Here is a 16,754-nt window from a genome sequence, read left to right on the forward strand (position 1 = left end):
CCGTGCCGTACGCACCGGCCGCGCCGGCGAAGGCCGGCACGAACACCGGCACGGTCGCGGCTTCGGGCTTCTTGCGCGCGAGCGCAGCCCGGCGGGCGGCGGCCAGTCGGTCGGTGGTCGCGGCAGGCAGGTCGGCCGCGCGCTCGTCCAGCGCGCGGCGCACCTTCAGCGCGAATTCGTGTTCTCGATTTGCGGGAGCGGAGCTCATAGCGTGATTCCTTTGGCCTTGAGCGCTTGCGCCAGGGTGTGGGTGGCTCGCGAGCAGTGCGTCTTGACGCTGCCCTCGGAGCACCCCATTGCGGCGGCAGTCTCGGCGACATCCATATCTTCCCAATAACGCATCAGGAACGCTTCCCGTTGACGCGCCGGAAGTTTCTGGATTTCTTCGTCGATCAGGGCCAGAACCTGCTCTCGTTCGAGGCGGTGCTCGCTGCTTTCGACGCCCGCGTTGTCGTCCGCGGATTCGAGGGTTTCGAGCGGGTCGAAGTCGTCGTCGTCGGTGTTGTTCAGCGACGAGAAGAGCGTGACCCACGTGTTGCGGACCTTCTGCCGACGGAACCAGTCGTGAATCGCGTTCTGCAGGATCCGCTGAAAAAGCAGCGGCAGCTCGGCCGCCGGCCGGTCACCGTACTTCTCCGCAAGCTTGATCATTGCGTCCTGCACGATGTCGAGCGACGCATCGTCGTCACGCACGGCGTACGCGGCCTGCTTGAACGCGCGCCTTTCGACGCCCGCCAGAAAGTCGGCGAGTTCCTTGTCTGATGCCATTCCGTGAAGGTATGCGCTGCGGGCCGCTGCGTGGTGAAAAAGGTCGAAAAATTTCGTAAAACCCGCGGATGCTATCAAATTTTCGTGCCGCTTGGCACCGGGGCGGGCGCCGCACGTTGCGCGCGAGCCGCGGCGGCGGGGTGCCGGACGGCGCCCATGATGCGCTGCGGGATATTTTGCTTGACGACCCATTCGCGACCCGCTATCGTCAGCGATTCGCAACATGAAGTGATGGTCTCATTTGAGGCTGGCCCAAGAAGCCTGCCCTTCAAACTGGACGCGCCGCTTGAACCCGAGCCACAAGCCCGGCAGAGAGCACCCGATCAATTTTTTGCCGAAAATTCGAAAGGTCAAAATGAACATGCCCAGCGCGGAATTCTCCACGTCGGAACCCCTTTCCCCTCCCGATAGCGACTCCATCGGCGGTACCGTGCTCATGAAGGCACTGGCCGATGAAAACGTCGAATTCATCTGGGGCTACCCCGGCGGCTCGGTACTCTACATCTACGACGAGCTTTACAAGCAGGACAAGATTCAGCACGTGCTGGTGCGCCACGAACAGGCGGCCGTGCACGCAGCCGATGCGTATGCGCGTTCCACCGGCAATGTCGGCGTCTGCCTCGTGACGTCGGGCCCCGGTGTCACCAACGCGGTGACCGGCATCGCAACGGCGTACATGGATTCGATCCCGATGGTCGTGATCAGCGGCCAGGTGCCCACGGCAGCGATCGGCCAGGATGCGTTCCAGGAGTGCGACACCGTCGGCATCACGCGTCCGTGCGTGAAGCACAACTTCCTCGTGAAGGACGTGCGCGACCTCGCGGAAACCGTCAAGAAGGCGTTCTACATCGCCCGCACCGGCCGTCCGGGCCCCGTGCTGATCGACATCCCGAAGGACATCTCGAAGACGCCGTGCCAGTACGAGCCCGTCAAGAGCGTGTCGCTGCGTTCGTACAACCCGGTCACGAAGGGCCATTCGGGCCAGATCCGCAAGGCCGTGTCGCTGCTGCTGACGGCGAAGCGTCCGTACATCTATACGGGCGGCGGCATCATCCTCGCCGACGCGTCGCGTGAACTGAACCAGTTCGCGGACCTGCTCGGCTACCCGGTCACGAACACGCTGATGGGCCTCGGCGGCTATCGCGCGTCGGACAAGAAATTCCTCGGCATGCTCGGCATGCACGGCACCTACGAAGCGAACATGGCGATGCAGCACTGCGACGTGCTGATCGCGATCGGTGCCCGCTTCGACGACCGCGTGATCGGCGATCCGGCGCACTTCGCGTCGCGTCCGCGCAAGATCATCCACATCGACATCGACCCGTCGTCGATCTCGAAGCGCGTGAAGGTCGACATCCCGATCGTCGGCGACGTGAAGGAGGTGCTGAAGGAGCTGATCGAGCAGCTGCAGACGGCCGAGCATGGCCCCGACACCGAAGCCCTCGCGCAATGGTGGAAGGACATCGAGGGCTGGCGCTCGAAGGACTGCCTGAAGTACGACCGCGAAAGCGAGATCATCAAGCCGCAGTACGTGGTCGAGAAGGCGTGGGAGCTGACGGACGGCAATGCGTTCGTGTGCTCGGACGTCGGCCAGCACCAGATGTGGGCGGCGCAGTTCTACCGTTTCAACAAGCCGCGTCGCTGGATCAACTCCGGCGGCCTCGGCACGATGGGCTTCGGCCTGCCGGCAGCGATGGGCGTCAAGATGGCGCACCCGGACGACGACGTGCTGTGCATCACGGGCGAAGGCTCGATCCAGATGTGCATCCAGGAGCTGTCGACCTGCCTGCAGTACGACACGCCCGTGAAGATCATTTCGCTGAACAACCGCTATCTCGGCATGGTTCGCCAGTGGCAGCAGATCGAATACAGCAAGCGCTATTCGCATTCGTACATGGATGCGCTGCCTGACTTCGTGAAGCTCGCCGAAGCGTACGGCCATGTCGGCTTGCGGATCGAAAAGACCTCGGATGTGGAGCCGGCGCTGAAGGAAGCGCTGCGCCTGAAGGACCGCACCGTGTTTCTCGACTTCCAGACCGATCCGACCGAAAACGTCTGGCCGATGGTACAGGCCGGCAAGGGCATCACCGAGATGCTGCTCGGATCGGAAGACCTGTAACGGCGCGACGCGCGCCTGGGCCGAAGCGGCCGCCTTCACGAAAGGCGGTGCGGCACGCGGCGGCGCGCGGCGCGAGTGAATCGACACGGACACATTCTGGAAGAAGCGAACATGAGACACATCATTTCCGTCCTGCTGGAGAACGAACCGGGTGCGCTGTCGCGCGTGGTCGGTCTGTTTTCCGCACGCGGCTACAACATCGAAACCTTGACGGTGGCGCCGACCGAAGACCAATCGCTGTCGCGGCTCACCATCGTTTCCATTGGCTCCGACGACGTGATCGAACAGATCACGAAGCATCTGAACCGCCTGATCGAGGTGGTGAAAGTGGTGGACCTGACCGACGGTGCACACATCGAACGCGAGCTGATGCTGATCAAGGTACGTGCAGTGGGCAAGGAGCGCGAAGAAATGAAGCGGATGGCGGACATTTTCCGCGGCCGCATCATCGACGTGACCGAAAAGACCTACACGATCGAATTGACGGGCGCGAGCGACAAGCTCGACGCATTCATCCAGGGGCTGGACGCGGGCGCGATCCTCGAGACCGTGCGCACCGGCAGCTCCGGCATCGGACGCGGCGAGCGCATCCTGAAGGTGTGATGCCGACATTGCCAAAGTGGCACGCCGGGTGCGCCGTCATGTCCCGGCCCGCAGTACTCCATCCGAACGAATTGTTGAATTTTTGAATTAGCGAAGGAACCATCATGAACGTTTTCTACGACAAAGACGCCGACCTCTCCCTCATCAAGGGCAAGCAAGTCACGATCATCGGCTACGGCTCGCAAGGCCATGCACACGCGCTGAACCTGAAGGACAGCGGTGTCAACGTGACGGTCGGCCTGCGCAAGGGCGGCGCGTCGTGGAGCAAGGCCGAGAACGCAGGCCTGTCGGTCAAGGAAGTCGCGGAAGCGGTGAAGGGCGCCGACGTCGTGATGATGCTGCTGCCGGACGAGCAGATCGCCGACGTGTACGCGAAGGAAGTGCACGAGAACATCAAGCAGGGCTCGGCGCTGGCATTCGCGCACGGCTTCAACGTCCACTACGGCGCGGTGATCCCGCGCGCCGACCTCGACGTGATCATGATCGCGCCGAAGGCACCGGGCCACACCGTGCGCGGCACGTACTCGCAAGGTGGCGGCGTGCCGCACCTGATCGCGGTTGCGCAGAACAAGTCGGGCGCGGCACGCGACATCGCGCTGTCGTACGCTGCGGCGAACGGCGGCGGCCGTGCCGGCATCATCGAGACGAACTTCCGTGAAGAAACCGAAACCGACCTGTTCGGCGAGCAGGCCGTGCTGTGCGGCGGTACCGTCGAGCTGATCAAGGCTGGTTTCGAAACGCTGGTCGAGGCAGGTTACGCGCCGGAAATGGCGTACTTCGAGTGCCTGCACGAACTGAAGCTGATCGTCGACCTGATCTACGAAGGCGGCATCGCGAACATGAACTACTCGATCTCGAACAACGCCGAGTACGGCGAGTACGTGACGGGCCCGCGCATCGTCACGGAAGAGACGAAGAAGGCGATGAAGCAGTGCCTGACCGACATCCAGACCGGCGAGTACGCGAAGAGCTTCATCCTCGAGAACAAGGCAGGCGCACCGACGCTGCAGTCGCGCCGCCGCCTGACGGCCGAGCACCAGATCGAGCAGGTCGGTGCGAAGCTGCGCGCGATGATGCCGTGGATCGCGAAGAACAAGCTCGTCGACCAGACGAAGAACTAAGCACCGCGTGCTGTTCCGGCCCCTCGAATAAAGGGCCGGTACCAAAAAGCCGCCCGAAGGCAGCAGTGCCCCGGGCGGCTTTTGTTATGCTACGGGCTTTGCAATTCACCGAACACAGAACGAATCCATGAACTATCCTCATCCGATCATCGCGCGCGAAGGCTGGCCGTTCATCGCGATTGCTGCCGTCATCGCGCTGTTGATCCACGCCGTCGGGGGCTTCGGCTTCGCGTGGCCGTTCTGGCTGCTGCTCGCTTTCGTCGTCCAGTTCTTCCGTGATCCGCAGCGCCCGATCCCGGCGCAGCCGAACGCGGTGCTGTGCCCGGCGGACGGCCGCATCGTCGCGGTCGAGACCGCGCAGGACCCGTACGCGAACCGCGAAGCGCTGAAGATCAGCGTGTTCATGAATGTCTTCAACGTCCATTCGCAGCGTTCGCCGGTCGATGGCGCGATCTCCAAGGTCGAGTACTTCCCGGGTGCGTTCCTGAACGCGGCGATCGACAAGGCGTCCACCGAGAACGAGCGTAACGCGGTCGTGATCCAGACGGCGAGCGGCAAGACCGTGACCGCCGTGCAGATCGCCGGCCTCGTCGCACGCCGGATTCTCTGCTACGTGCGCGCCGGCGAGCCGTTGTCGCGCGGCCAGCGCTACGGTTTCATCCGCTTCGGTTCGCGCGTCGACGTGTACCTGCCGCTCGGCAGCCGCGCGAAGGTGTCGATCGGCGAGAAGGTCTACGCGTCGTCGACGATCCTCGCCGAGCTCGAGCAGTAAGCGGCGAGGCGCACGATGGCCGCATTCAAACCGCGTCGGCCGCGCAACGGCGCCGGCCAGACGCCACGCCCGTTCCGCCGCAACAAGGGGATGGCCGCCGATCCGGTGCCTATCGAGAGCCGCCGCGCCGCGCGCCAGCGGTTCCTGAAGACGCGCGGCATCTACCTGCTGCCGAACGCGTTCACGACCGCCGCGCTGTTCTGCGGCTTCTTCGCGGTCGTGCAGGCGATGAACGTGCGCTTCGAGATCGCCGCAATCGCGATTTTCGTCGCGATGGTGCTCGACGGGATGGACGGGCGCGTCGCGCGCATGACGCATACGCAGAGCGCGTTCGGCGAGCAGTTCGACAGCCTGTCGGACATGGTGTCGTTCGGTGTCGCGCCCGCGCTCGTGATGTACGAGTGGGTGCTGAAGGATCTCGGCCGCTGGGGCTGGCTCGCCGCGTTCGTCTACTGCTCGGGCGCCGCGCTGCGCCTCGCGCGCTTCAACACGAACATCGGCGTCGTCGACAAGCGTTTCTTCCAGGGGCTGCCGAGCCCGGCCGCCGCCGCGCTGATCGCGGGCTTCGTGTGGCTCGCGACCGACAACCGCGTGCCGATGAAGCTCGGCTGGCTGCCGTGGGTCGCGTTCGTGCTGACGATCTATGCGGGCGTGACGATGGTGTCGAACGCGCCGTTCTACAGCGGCAAGGCGCTCGACGTGCGGCACCGCGTGCCGTTCGCGGCGATCCTGCTGGTCGTCGTCGCGTTCGTGCTCGTGTCGTCCGACCCGCCGCTGATGCTGTTCTGCCTGTTCGTGCTGTACGGGCTGTCCGGCTACGTGTTCTGGGCCTACATGGCCGTGCGCGGGCGGGCAAACCCCGCGCGCTCGTCGCAGCGCGATCACTGACGCGCGTTTTTTGCCCGGAAACGGCGGCCTCGGGGCCGCCGTTTTCATTGGCCCCTTTTTCCAGTCGGGCCGCGTCGGTTCCCGGGTGCCGTCCGATTGCGCACCCAACGGAATGTCGCTATAGTCTTCGGCATGACTGCATTTCCCCGCCTCCCCCTCCTTCTAGCCGGTGCGCCGCTACGCGCGCTAGCCTCGGCGCGCCTGCCGCGCTGACCGTTCTCGCCCTCCGTCAAGCCTCGTCTGTTGTTGAGCGTCGCCAGCGGTGGCGCGATCTCATTACGTTTGACTTCCGTATAAAGCCCCCTGGAGCCTCCCCATGACAGACAAGCTGATCATTTTCGATACGACGTTACGTGACGGCGAGCAATCGCCCGGCGCGTCGATGACGAAGGAAGAGAAAATCCGCATCGCGAAGCACCTCGAGCGGATGAAGGTCGACGTGATCGAGGCCGGCTTCGCCGCCAGCTCGAACGGCGATTTCGACGCGATCCACACGATCGCCGGTCTCGTGAAGGACAGCACGATCTGCTCGCTGGCGCGGGCCAACGACAAGGACATCCAGCGTGCGGCCGACGCGCTGAAGCCGGCCAACAGCTCGCGGATCCACACGTTCATCGCGACGTCGCCGCTGCACATGGAGAAGAAGCTGCGCATGACGCCGGACCAGGTGTTCGAGCAGGCGCGTCTCGCAGTGCGGTTCGCACGCAAGTTCACCGACAACGTCGAATTCTCGCCGGAAGACGGCAGCCGCTCGGACCTCGACTTCCTGTGCCGCGTGCTGGAAGCCGTGATCGCCGAAGGGGCGACGACCATCAACATCGCCGACACGGTCGGCTACGGCGTGCCCGAGCTCTACGGCAACCTCGTGAAGACGCTGCGCGAACGCATTCCGAACTCGGACAAGGCGATCTTCTCCGTGCATTGCCACAACGACCTCGGGATGGCGGTGGCGAACTCGCTCGCCGGCGTGAAGATCGGCGGCGCGCGCCAGATCGAGTGCACGATCAACGGTCTCGGCGAGCGCGCGGGCAACACGTCGCTCGAGGAAATCGTGATGGCCGTGAAGACCCGCAAGGACTACTTCGGCCTCGACGTCGGCATCGACACGACGCAGATCGTGCCGACGTCGAAGCTCGTGTCGCAGATCACCGGTTTCGTCGTGCAGCCGAACAAGGCGGTAGTCGGCGCGAATGCGTTCGCGCACGCGTCGGGCATCCACCAGGACGGCGTGCTGAAGGCGCGCGACACCTACGAGATCATGCGCGCGGAAGACGTGGGCTGGACCGCGAACAAGATCGTGCTCGGCAAGCTGTCGGGCCGTAACGCGTTCAAGCAGCGCCTGCAGGAGCTCGGCGTGTCGCTCGACAGCGAAAGCGAACTGAACGCGGCGTTCATGCGTTTCAAGGATCTGGCCGATCGCAAGGCCGAGATCTTCGACGAGGACATCATCGCGATCGTGTCCGAGGAATCGGCGCTCGCACACGAGCAGGAGCACTTCAAGTTCGTGTCGCTGTCGCAGCACTCGGAAACGGGCGAGCAGCCGCACGCGAAGGTCGTGTTCGGGGTCGAAGGCAAGGAAGTGACCGGCGAAGCGCGCGGCAACGGCCCGGTCGACGCGACGTTCAATGCGATCGAGAGCGAAGTCGGCAGCGGTTCCGAGCTGCTGCTGTACTCGGTGAACGCGATCACGACCGGTACGCAGGCGCAGGGTGAAGTGACTGTCCGGCTGTCGAAGAGCGGGCGGATCGTCAACGGCGTCGGCACCGATCCGGACATCGTCGCCGCATCCGCGAAGGCGTACATCTCCGCGCTGAACAAGCTGCATTCGAAGGACGACAAGCTCAATCCGCAGCGCTCGTAAGCGCTGCGCGTCGCGCATCACCGAAACGCCCCGTGCGGCCCTGCGCCGCCGGGGCGTTTTTCATGCGCCGCTCATTCGGCGGCCGGCGCACGGAACAGCCAGCGACGCGCGGCCGTGCGCGGCACCGGGCTGCGGCGCCGGAACTCGACGGCGATGCCACGTCGCGGCGCATCGGCGACGAACGCGTCGAGCAGTTCGAGCACGTCGTGATCGATGTAATCGGCGCGTGTCGCGTCGATGATCACCGCGGCCCGGTCGGGGATGTGCCGCAGATGATGCTTGACCTGCACCTTGCCGAGGAACGACACGTCCTTGCGGAACGACAGCAGGAAGTGGTCGTCGTGCTGCGCGAGCGTCACGGGGCTCTTCAGGTTCGCGACGGCGACGGCCAGCACGCTGCACGCGAGGCCGAGCGCGATGCCGAACAGCAGGTCGACCGCGAGCACGCCGGCGATCGTCGCGGCGAACGGCACGAAGGCGGCCGGCCCCTGTTTCATCACCGAGCGGAACAGCGCCGGTTTCGCCAGCTTGAAGCCGGTATGGATCAGGATCGCGGCCAGGCTCGCGAGCGGAATCAGGTTGATCAGGCCGGTGAGCGCGAACACACTCGCGAGCAGCAGCACCCCGTGCACGATCGCCGACATCCGGCTTTGCGCGCCCGCGTTGACGTTCACCGAACTGCGCACGATCACCGACGTGATCGGCAGCCCGCCGACCGCGCCCGCGACGAGATTGCCGACGCCCTGGGCCTTGAGTTCGCGATCGGGCTGCGTCGGCCGGCGCTTCGGGTCGATCTGCTCGACGGCTTCGAGGCTCAGCAGCGTCTCGAGGCTCGCGACGACCGCGAGCGTGATCGCGACGCGCCACACGTCCGGATTGACGAGCTGCGCGAAGTTCGGGCCGAGTTCCGCATGCTTGAGCGACGCCGCAAAGGCCGCGAACGAGCCGAGTTCGGGCAGCGTCACGCGATGGGCGGCGCCCGGCGCGACCGACGGTGCGACGATGCTCAGCACGAGCGTGGCGCCGATACCCAGCACGACGACCGCAAGCGGAGCCGGCACCGAGCGCACCAGCGCGAAGCGGCGCAGCGCGGACGTGTCCCACGCGATCAGCAGCGCGAGCGACGCAAGCGCGATGGCCGTGGCGGCCCACGCGACCGGCAGGCCGGGCCAGTTCGCAAACGATTGCGCGGCCGAACCGCCGATACCGAACGCGAACGGAATCTGCTTCACGATCAGCAGCAGGCCGATCGCGGCGAGCATGCCCTTGATGACGGGTGAAGGTACGTAGGCGGCGAACCGGCCGGCACGCAGCATGCCGAACCCGAACTGCAGGACGCCGGACAGCAGCACCGCGAGCAGGAACGCGGAGAAGCTGCCGAGTTGTGCGATACCTTCGACGACGATCACGACGAGGCCGGCGGCCGGCCCGCTGACGGACAGCGACGAACCGCTCAGCAGCGCGACGACGATGCCGCCGACGATGCCGGATACGAGCCCGGCAAACGGTTCGACGCCGGATGCGTTGGCGATGCCGAGACACAGCGGCAGCGCGACGAGGAACACGACGACGCCGGCGACGATGTCGCGCGGCAGGGTGGACAGGCGCTGGTTCAGTTTCATGGTCGGGATGATTTCATTGGCTTTGGGGGCAGGTCAGCCGAGCGCGCAGGCCGTCGCGGCCTGCGCGGGTTCGACGTCGACGGGCGGGGTGGTGTAGCCGGAATCGAGTTCCTTCAGGCGGCCGTCCGCGAGCGAAAAGATCCAGCCGTGCACGAGCGGCGGCCGTTCACGGCCCCGCACGATCGGGGACGCGCGCAGCAGCCGCACCTGCTCGAGCACGTTGAGCTCGGCGAGGCGGTCGGCGGCGGCCGTGTCGTCGAGCCCGTCCAGCGTGTCACGATGGCGTCGCGCGAGCGCGCACAGCGGCGCGATGCGGCGCGCGACGTGCGGCAGGTCGGACGGCGGCGGGAGCAGCGATGCGCGTACGCCGCCGCATCCGTAGTGCCCGCACACGATCACATGGTCGACCTGCAGCACGCGCACCGCGTACTCGAGCACGCTGGCGGAATTGTCGTCGTCGGGATGGAACAGGTTCGCGATGTTGCGATGGACGAACAGTTCGCCGGGCGCGCAGTGCGTGATGGTTTCGGCCGGCACGCGGCTGTCGGCGCAGCCGATCCACAGCACGCGCGGGTTCTGGCCGCGCGCGAGCGCGTCGAAGAAACCGGGCGTGTGTTCACGCGTTTCGCGGGCCCAGGCGATGTTGGCAACCAGCATGCTCTTGGGGCGATTCATGAGGACTCCTTTGAGATAAAGGCAATCGAATATCGGCAAAAATGACGAAATGGCATGCTTTCTAAATTGAAAGGTTGAGTTTCGACTGATATTAGGGGTATGCCCTAGCGCTTCGGGGGTGTTGAAACAAATTGTTTCAAATTGATTTGGCGTAGTGCATTGCATGCACCAATCCACTGCATGATATGCACTGCGCGTGCCTGTTTTCAGGCAAAGGCCCGCATGACGGGGATGTCAGCGAATTGCCATTGGCAAGTCATCGATCGGAAAAGATTTCCGTCGCATTTGCCGAATTAATAAGCCGGCGGAAAAAAGGAAATGGCCATTCACGCAATGATTCGTGAATGACCATCGAGAAAATTGCGCGTAAATGCGTAATCGGTCAGAACAGGTTGCGGCGGTCGGGGTCGTGCAACGGGTCGGGTGTTTTCTGCGTGATGCACAGGATGCCCTGCGGGTCGAAGTAGAAGCTGTACATCATGTACCAGACGTTGTCCTCGAGATACCGGTACGTCCATACCTCGCGCTTCATCAGCGGGAAGTAGGACGTCTCGACGGGGCGTCCGAAGTTGACGAGGACGTCGGTCTTCGTCCACTTGCCGATCTCCGCACGATAGAACTCGCTCGGCTGCAGGACCTGGCGCACGTTGACGATCTTGTGGGTCGCGTCGACGTCGGCCGCGACGGTGATCTCGCCCATCGGCTGGGTCGGCCACATCAGGCGCTTGCCGCCGCCGGGCAGGTCGTAGATCTCGCGCGGCGGGCCCATGCGTGCGACGATCGCCGACTCGTCCTGGCCGGCCTGGTATTGCTGCCACGGTTGCGCGCAACCGGTCAGCAGCGCGGCGGCGCTGGCGAGCAGCACCGGCAGGCGCGCGGAAATGCGAATGCGCATGGGGATTCTCCTGAACACGGAAACAAGTCCCGTTTTATCACGGACGGCAACCGATCGCGCATCGCGCGGAAAAAATCGGTGCGGATCGCCTGCATAGCCACGCTTGCGGGCGGCGGGGGCGCCAGCCTATGATCCGCGCTTCCCGGGTTGATTGAAGGGCAGGTGGCCGATGCAGGGGTGGAAGCGGTGCGCGCTCGCGTTGAGCGCGGGGTGGATGCTGGTGTCGTCCGCATTTGCCGGCGGCGAGCCGGTGCGGATCGCGCTGATCGAAGGGATGTCGGGCCCGTTCGCGAACGCGGGCGCGGCGGTCGAACGCAACCTGCGCTTCGGCGTCGAGCAGGTGAACGCGGCGGGCGGCGTGAAGCTGCGCGACGGCGCGCACCCGCTCGAACTCGTCGTGCTCGACAGCAAGGGCAGCCCCGAGGAGGCGCTCGTGCAGCTGCGCGTGGCCGCGGATCGCCACATCGGCTTCGTCACGCAGGGCAACAGCTCGGCCGTCGCGGCCGCGCTCGTCGCGGCGCTCGACAAGCTGAACGCGCGAGATCCGGACAACCGGATGCTGTTCCTCAACTATTCGGCCGACGATCCGGCGCTGACCGGCGCGCGCTGCAGTTTCTGGCATTTCCGCTTCGATGCGCACGCCGGCATGCGGATGGCCGCACTCGCGGACGTGATGGCACGCGACCGAGTGCTGCGCAAGGTCTACCTGCTGAACCAGGACTACAGTTTCGGCCACGACGTCAGCACGCTCGCACGGCAGGCGCTGGGCGCGCGGCGCCCGGACGTGACGATCGCCGGCGACGAGTTCCACCCGATCGGCCGGATCAAGGATTTCTCGCCGTACATCGCGAAGATCCGCGCAAGCGGCGCCGACGCCGTCGTGACCGGCAACTGGGGCAACGACCTCACGCTGCTCGTGAAGGCTGCGCGGGAGCAGGGGCTGAATGCGAAGTTCTACACGTTCTACGGCAACAGCCTCGGTGCGCCGGCAGCACTCGGCGACGCCGGTGTCGGGCGGGTCGTCGCCGTGGCGGACTGGCACCCGAACGCAGGCGGCGCGAAATCCGATGCGTTCTACCGGGCGTTCCGGAACCGTTTTCCGGCCGCCCAGGACGACTATCCGGTGCGGCGCATGAGCCTGATGATCGAGATGCTGGCCGCCGCGATGAACCGTGCGGGGTCGGCCGACCCCGTCGCGGTCGCGCGTGCGCTCGAGGGGCTGTCGTTCGACGACGGCTTCCACGCGTCGCGGATGCGCGCGCAGGACCATCAGTTGATCCAGCCCCTTTACGTGATGGAGATGGGCAAGGCCGGCACGCCGGGCGTGCGCTTCGACAACGAGGGGTCGGGTTATGGCTTCCGGACGGTGCTCGCGGTGCCGGCGCAGCGCACGGAGATGCCTTCAACCTGCTCGATGACACGCCCGTGACAGGGGGCGGTAAGAACGGCGAGGAGTTGTGCTACAATGCCCGCCGGTTGTAAGTCACGGCACGGCCATTCTTCCGTGTCCGCCTGTTCAGTTAGAAAGTAGAAACCAAGGAAATCTCATGTCTGTTGCAGATATCAAGAAGTCGGAAGTCGTTGCTCAGTTCGCCCGCGGTACGAACGACACGGGGTCGCCCGAAGTCCAGGTCGCACTGCTGACCGCACGTATCGTCGAACTGACGGGTCACTTCAAGACCCACGCGAAGGACCACCACAGCCGCCGCGGCCTGCTGCGCATGGTGAGCCGCCGCCGCAAGCTGCTCGACTACCTCAAGGGCAAGGATGCCGACCGTTACCGCGCACTGATCGAGAAGCTGGGTCTGCGTAAGTAATCGAGGCGATTGCCGCCAGCAAGATGCCTGTGTCAGTCCGCTGATACAGGCATTTTGTTTTTGCGCGGTGCGTAGCGTCACACGCATCGCAGGCTGTCCGGCACGACTGTGCGGGGCCGCCGCAACGACTGATACCGGGGCAGGATTTGTGTCATTCCAGCGCGTCGCTGCATGAGTGCCGCGCTGGAATGGCATAAAAAACACACCTTGCTCCGGGTGATTCGGTCGGGACGCCGCCGCGCGGGATGGCCGGCGCGGCGAATGAAATGCATGAATTCAAAGGAGCAACCATGTCCATGTTCAACAAGGTCGTGAAGGAATTCCAGTGGGGCCAGCACAAGGTGCGCCTCGAAACCGGTGAAGTCGCTCGCCAGGCAAGCGGCGCCGTGATCGTCGACGTCGAAGATACCGTCGTGCTGGCAACCGTCGTCGGCGCGAAGTCGGCGAAGCCGGGCCAGGACTTCTTCCCGCTGACCGTCGACTACCTCGAGAAGACCTACTCGGCCGGCAAGATCCCGGGTGGCTTCTTCCGTCGCGAAGGCCGTCCGTCGGAGCACGAGACGCTGACGTCGCGCCTGATCGACCGTCCGCTGCGCCCGCTGTTCCCGGAAGGCTTCTACAACGAAGTCCAGGTCGTGATCCACGTGCTGTCCGTGAACCCGGAAATCCCGGCGGACATCCCCGCGCTGATCGGCGCATCGGCTGCGCTCGCCGTGTCGGGCCTGCCGTTCAACGGCCCGGTCGGTGCCGCGCGCGTTGCCTACATCGACAACGCATACGTGCTGAACCCGACGCGTGACCAGATCAAGGCATCGAGCCTCGACCTCGTCGTCGCGGGTACGGAGCGTGCGGTGCTGATGGTCGAATCGGAAGCCGACCAGCTGTCGGAAGACGTGATGCTGGGCGCCGTGGTGTTCGGCCACGAGCAGATGCAAGTCGCGATCGACGCGATCCACGAACTGGTGCGCGAAGGCGGCAAGCCCGAGTGGGACTGGCAGCCGGCGCCGAAGAACGAAGCGCTGATCGCCCGCGTGACCGAGCTGGCACAGAACGACCTGCTCGCCGCTTACCAGCTGCGCGACAAGCAAGCGCGTTCGACGAAGCTGAAGGAAGTTTACGCAGCGACCTCGGCGAAGCTCGAGGAAGACGCACTGGCAGCCGGTACGGCAGCGGCCGACAAGGCCACCGTCGGCAACGTGCTGTTCGACATCGAAGCGAAGATCGTCCGTTCGCAGATCCTGAACGGCGAGCCGCGTATCGACGGCCGCGACACGCGCACCGTGCGCCCGATCGAGATCCGTACCGGCGTGCTGCCGCGTACCCACGGCTCGGCGCTGTTCACGCGCGGCGAAACGCAGGCGCTGGTCGTCGCGACGCTCGGCACGAAGGGTGACGAGCAGATCATCGACGCGCTCGAAGGCGAATACCGCGAGCGCTTCATGCTCCACTACAACATGCCCCCGTTCGCGACCGGCGAAACGGGCCGCGTCGGCTCGCCGAAGCGCCGCGAAATCGGCCACGGCCGCCTCGCGAAGCGCGCGCTGGTCAAGTGCCTGCCGAGCGCCGACGAATTCGGCTACTCGATCCGCGTCGTGTCGGAAATCACCGAATCGAACGGTTCGTCGTCGATGGCATCGGTGTGCGGCGGCTGCCTCGCGCTGATGGACGCCGGCGTGCCGATGAAGGCGCACGTCGCGGGTATCGCGATGGGCCTGATCCTCGAAGGCAACAAGTTCGCGGTGCTGACCGACATCCTTGGCGACGAAGATCACCTCGGCGACATGGACTTCAAGGTAGCCGGCACGGAGCAGGGTGTGACGGCGCTGCAGATGGACATCAAGATCCAGGGCATCACGAAGGAAATCATGCAGGTCGCGCTCGCGCAGGCGAAGGAAGGCCGCATGCACATCCTCGGCAAGATGACGTCGGCGGTTTCGGGTGCGAACACGCAGCTGTCGGAATTCGCGCCGCGCATGATCACGATCAAGATCAACCCGGAAAAGATCCGCGACGTGATCGGCAAGGGCGGTTCGGTGATCCGCGCGCTGACGGAAGAAACGGGCACGACCATCGACATCTCGGACGACGGCGTCGTGACGATCGCGAGCACGAACAGCGACGGCATGGCCGAAGCGAAGAAGCGCATCGAGCAAATCACGGCCGAGATCGAAGTCGGTCAGGTGTACGAAGGCACGGTTCTGAAGCTGCTCGATTTCGGCGCGATCGTGAACCTGCTGCCGGGCAAGGATGGCCTGCTGCACATCTCGGAAATCGTCAACGAGCGTGTGAAGGACATCAACGACTACCTGAAGGAAGGCCAGCAAGTGAAGGTCAAGGTCATCCAGACGGACGAAAAGGGTCGCGTGCGCCTGTCGGCGAAGGCGCTGCTGAATGAAGCAGCGGCAGCGGCGCAGTCGGATACGCCGCCGCAGCAGTAAGCGGGCAGGCGGACCAACGGCCGGCAGTGCGAAAGCGTGCCGGCCGTTTTTTCTGTAGCATCGTTGTGCGGCGCAGCAGCGCCGGCTACGCGTCCGAGCCGAGCGCGGGCGCGCCATCCGATTCCGATCCTGATCCCGGAGCGACCATCACCATGAAAGCCATCGAAATCACCGAATTCGGCGCCCCCGACGTGCTGAAGCTCGCGGAGCGTCCGCGCCCCGAACCGAAGCGCGGCGAAGTGCTGATCAAGGTGGCGGCTTCCGGCGTGAACCGGCCCGACGTGTTTCAGCGCAAGGGCGCGTATGCGCCGCCGCCGGGCGCGTCGGATCTGCCGGGCCTCGAGGTCGCGGGTGAGATCGTCGGCGGCGATTTGTCCGACGCGGCGCTGAACCCGTTCGGCCTGAAGCTGGGCGATCGTGTGTGTGCGCTGCTCGCGGGCGGCGGTTATGCCGAGTATGCGGTCGCGCCGCTGCCGCAATGCCTGCCGGTACCCGACGGGCTTACGGATATCGAGGCCGCGTCGCTGCCCGAAACGTTCTTCACCGTATGGAGCAACGTGTTCGACCGTGCGCAGCTCGGCGCGGGCGAGGGCGGCGAGCAGGAGACGCTGCTCGTGCAGGGCGGCTCGAGCGGCATCGGCGTGACGGCGATCCAGATCGCGCATGCGCTCGGCTTTCGCGTGTTCGCGACGGCCGGTACCGCCGACAAGTGCCGCGCGTGCGAGGCGCTCGGCGCCGAACGCGCGATCAACTACAAGACGGAAGACTTCGTCGAGGTCGTGAAGTCGCTGACGCACGATCGCGGCGTCGACGTGATCCTCGACATGGTGGCGGGCTCGTACGTGCCGCGCGAACTGTCCGCACTCGCGGATGGCGGCCGTCTCGTGCTGATCGCGCTGCTCGGCGGCGCGAAGGCCGACATCAACCTCGGCGAGATCCTGCGCCGCCGGCTGACGATCACGGGCTCGACGCTGCGCCCGCGTCCGGTCGAGTTCAAGGCGCGGATCGCCGCGCAACTGAAGGCGCGTGTGTGGCCGCTGATTGCCGATGGCCGCATCAAGCCGGTGATCTATCGTGTATTGCCGGCCGCGGATGCCGCGCAGGCGCATGCGCTGATGGAAAGCAGCGAGCACACCGGCAAGATCGTCCTGGATTGGGGGGCGAACGCCTGACGG

Annotated in this window: 15 protein-coding genes; 10 read left to right on the plus strand and 5 right to left on the minus strand. The window is 65.2% G+C overall.

The genetic code is table 11. The features are described 5' to 3' along the window. Together L810_RS34420 and L810_RS34425 are read right to left on the minus strand one after the other, a co-directional pair. A partial coding sequence (locus tag L810_RS34420; protein WP_042977359.1) for a DUF3619 family protein occupies window positions 1–208 on the minus strand: 208 nt, incomplete at its 3' end. Then, a complete protein-coding gene (locus L810_RS34425) occupies window positions 205–768 on the minus strand; it encodes an RNA polymerase sigma factor (RefSeq protein WP_021162797.1) in 564 nt (187 codons plus the stop codon). The genes L810_RS34420 and L810_RS34425, both read right to left, overlap by 4 nt. Before the next feature lie 355 nt (window positions 769–1,123). Here L810_RS34425 and L810_RS34430 point away from each other — a divergent pair, with 355 nt between their 5' ends. The 6 genes from L810_RS34430 (at window position 1,124) to L810_RS34455 (ending at window position 8,132) form a co-directional block, all read left to right on the plus strand. After that, window positions 1,124–2,887 (plus strand): acetolactate synthase 3 catalytic subunit, encoded by a 1,764-nt coding sequence (locus tag L810_RS34430; protein ID WP_042977362.1) that lies wholly within the window; start codon window positions 1,124–1,126, stop codon window positions 2,885–2,887. Window positions 2,888–2,998: 111 nt separating this feature from the next. Then, window positions 2,999–3,490 carry an acetolactate synthase small subunit gene (ilvN, locus tag L810_RS34435; RefSeq protein WP_011352712.1) on the plus strand — a complete coding sequence of 164 codons (492 nt, stop codon included), beginning with the start codon at window positions 2,999–3,001 and terminating at the stop codon, window positions 3,488–3,490. 104 nt (window positions 3,491–3,594) lie between these two features. Next, window positions 3,595–4,611, plus strand: coding sequence for a ketol-acid reductoisomerase (gene ilvC, locus L810_RS34440; RefSeq protein WP_021162800.1), 1,017 nt, complete (start codon window positions 3,595–3,597; stop codon window positions 4,609–4,611). 127 nt (window positions 4,612–4,738) lie between these two features. Beyond that, window positions 4,739–5,383 carry a phosphatidylserine decarboxylase gene (locus L810_RS34445; protein WP_027784995.1) on the plus strand — a complete coding sequence of 215 codons (645 nt, stop codon included), beginning with the start codon at window positions 4,739–4,741 and terminating at the stop codon, window positions 5,381–5,383. 15 nt (window positions 5,384–5,398) lie between these two features. Continuing rightward, entirely contained in the window at window positions 5,399–6,271 is an 873-nt protein-coding gene (gene pssA, locus L810_RS34450) for a CDP-diacylglycerol--serine O-phosphatidyltransferase (protein WP_021162801.1), read from the plus strand. 316 nt (window positions 6,272–6,587) lie between these two features. Further along, on the plus strand, window positions 6,588–8,132 hold the full coding sequence (locus L810_RS34455; protein WP_021162803.1) for a 2-isopropylmalate synthase: 1,545 nt from the start codon (window positions 6,588–6,590) through the stop codon (window positions 8,130–8,132). A gap of 71 nt (window positions 8,133–8,203) precedes the next feature. Here L810_RS34455 and L810_RS34460 read toward each other — a convergent pair whose 3' ends face one another. The 3 genes from L810_RS34460 to L810_RS34470 all read right to left on the minus strand — a co-directional run bounded on the left by L810_RS34460 (window position 8,204) and on the right by L810_RS34470 (window position 11,324). Further along, window positions 8,204–9,754 (minus strand): SulP family inorganic anion transporter, encoded by a 1,551-nt coding sequence (locus L810_RS34460; protein ID WP_021162804.1) that lies wholly within the window; start codon window positions 9,752–9,754, stop codon window positions 8,204–8,206. A 33-nt stretch (window positions 9,755–9,787) separates the two neighbouring features. After that, window positions 9,788–10,429: a carbonic anhydrase gene (locus tag L810_RS34465; protein ID WP_021162805.1), complete on the minus strand. Its 642-nt coding sequence runs from the start codon at window positions 10,427–10,429 to the stop codon at window positions 9,788–9,790. A gap of 382 nt (window positions 10,430–10,811) precedes the next feature. Continuing rightward, window positions 10,812–11,324, minus strand: a complete 513-nt coding sequence (locus L810_RS34470; protein WP_021162806.1) for a hypothetical protein — start codon at window positions 11,322–11,324, stop codon at window positions 10,812–10,814. Between the two features lie 169 nt (window positions 11,325–11,493). On the opposite strand from L810_RS34470, the gene L810_RS34475 reads away from it, so the two are divergent. The 4 genes from L810_RS34475 to L810_RS34490 all read left to right on the plus strand — a co-directional run bounded on the left by L810_RS34475 (window position 11,494) and on the right by L810_RS34490 (window position 16,751). Further along, window positions 11,494–12,753 carry a branched-chain amino acid ABC transporter substrate-binding protein gene (locus L810_RS34475; RefSeq protein ID WP_042977368.1) on the plus strand — a complete coding sequence of 420 codons (1,260 nt, stop codon included), beginning with the start codon at window positions 11,494–11,496 and terminating at the stop codon, window positions 12,751–12,753. 118 nt (window positions 12,754–12,871) lie between these two features. Continuing rightward, window positions 12,872–13,141: a 30S ribosomal protein S15 gene (gene rpsO / locus L810_RS34480; RefSeq protein WP_006398792.1), complete on the plus strand. Its 270-nt coding sequence runs from the start codon at window positions 12,872–12,874 to the stop codon at window positions 13,139–13,141. Between the two features lie 290 nt (window positions 13,142–13,431). Then, window positions 13,432–15,579, plus strand: coding sequence for a polyribonucleotide nucleotidyltransferase (gene pnp / locus L810_RS34485; RefSeq protein ID WP_042977387.1), 2,148 nt, complete (start codon window positions 13,432–13,434; stop codon window positions 15,577–15,579). A gap of 152 nt (window positions 15,580–15,731) precedes the next feature. Then, the gene (locus tag L810_RS34490; protein WP_042977389.1) at window positions 15,732–16,751 is read left to right on the plus strand and encodes an NAD(P)H-quinone oxidoreductase; all 1,020 of its coding nucleotides are present in this window, start codon (window positions 15,732–15,734) and stop codon (window positions 16,749–16,751) included. Window positions 16,752–16,754: the final 3 nt, after the last annotated feature.

It is taken from the genome of Burkholderia sp. AU4i (assembly GCF_000466765.1).
GTDB lineage: Bacteria > Pseudomonadota > Gammaproteobacteria > Burkholderiales > Burkholderiaceae > Burkholderia > Burkholderia cepacia.

Bases quoted from the DNA above. Each gene is read 5' to 3' on its own strand.
- L810_RS34425 (WP_021162797.1), bottom strand. From the start codon at position 768: ATGGCATCAGACAAGGAACTCGCCGACTTTCTGGCGGGCGTCGAAAGG.
- L810_RS34430 (WP_042977362.1), top strand. From the start codon at position 1,124: ATGAACATGCCCAGCGCGGAATTCTCCACGTCGGAACCCCTTTCCCCT.
- ilvN (WP_011352712.1), top strand. From the start codon at position 2,999: ATGAGACACATCATTTCCGTCCTGCTGGAGAACGAACCGGGTGCGCTG.
- ilvC (WP_021162800.1), top strand. From the start codon at position 3,595: ATGAACGTTTTCTACGACAAAGACGCCGACCTCTCCCTCATCAAGGGC.
- L810_RS34445 (WP_027784995.1), top strand. From the start codon at position 4,739: ATGAACTATCCTCATCCGATCATCGCGCGCGAAGGCTGGCCGTTCATC.
- pssA (WP_021162801.1), top strand. From the start codon at position 5,399: ATGGCCGCATTCAAACCGCGTCGGCCGCGCAACGGCGCCGGCCAGACG.
- L810_RS34455 (WP_021162803.1), top strand. From the start codon at position 6,588: ATGACAGACAAGCTGATCATTTTCGATACGACGTTACGTGACGGCGAG.
- L810_RS34460 (WP_021162804.1), bottom strand. From the start codon at position 9,754: ATGAAACTGAACCAGCGCCTGTCCACCCTGCCGCGCGACATCGTCGCC.
- L810_RS34465 (WP_021162805.1), bottom strand. From the start codon at position 10,429: ATGAATCGCCCCAAGAGCATGCTGGTTGCCAACATCGCCTGGGCCCGC.
- L810_RS34470 (WP_021162806.1), bottom strand. From the start codon at position 11,324: ATGCGCATTCGCATTTCCGCGCGCCTGCCGGTGCTGCTCGCCAGCGCC.
- L810_RS34475 (WP_042977368.1), top strand. From the start codon at position 11,494: ATGCAGGGGTGGAAGCGGTGCGCGCTCGCGTTGAGCGCGGGGTGGATG.
- rpsO (WP_006398792.1), top strand. From the start codon at position 12,872: ATGTCTGTTGCAGATATCAAGAAGTCGGAAGTCGTTGCTCAGTTCGCC.
- pnp (WP_042977387.1), top strand. From the start codon at position 13,432: ATGTCCATGTTCAACAAGGTCGTGAAGGAATTCCAGTGGGGCCAGCAC.
- L810_RS34490 (WP_042977389.1), top strand. From the start codon at position 15,732: ATGAAAGCCATCGAAATCACCGAATTCGGCGCCCCCGACGTGCTGAAG.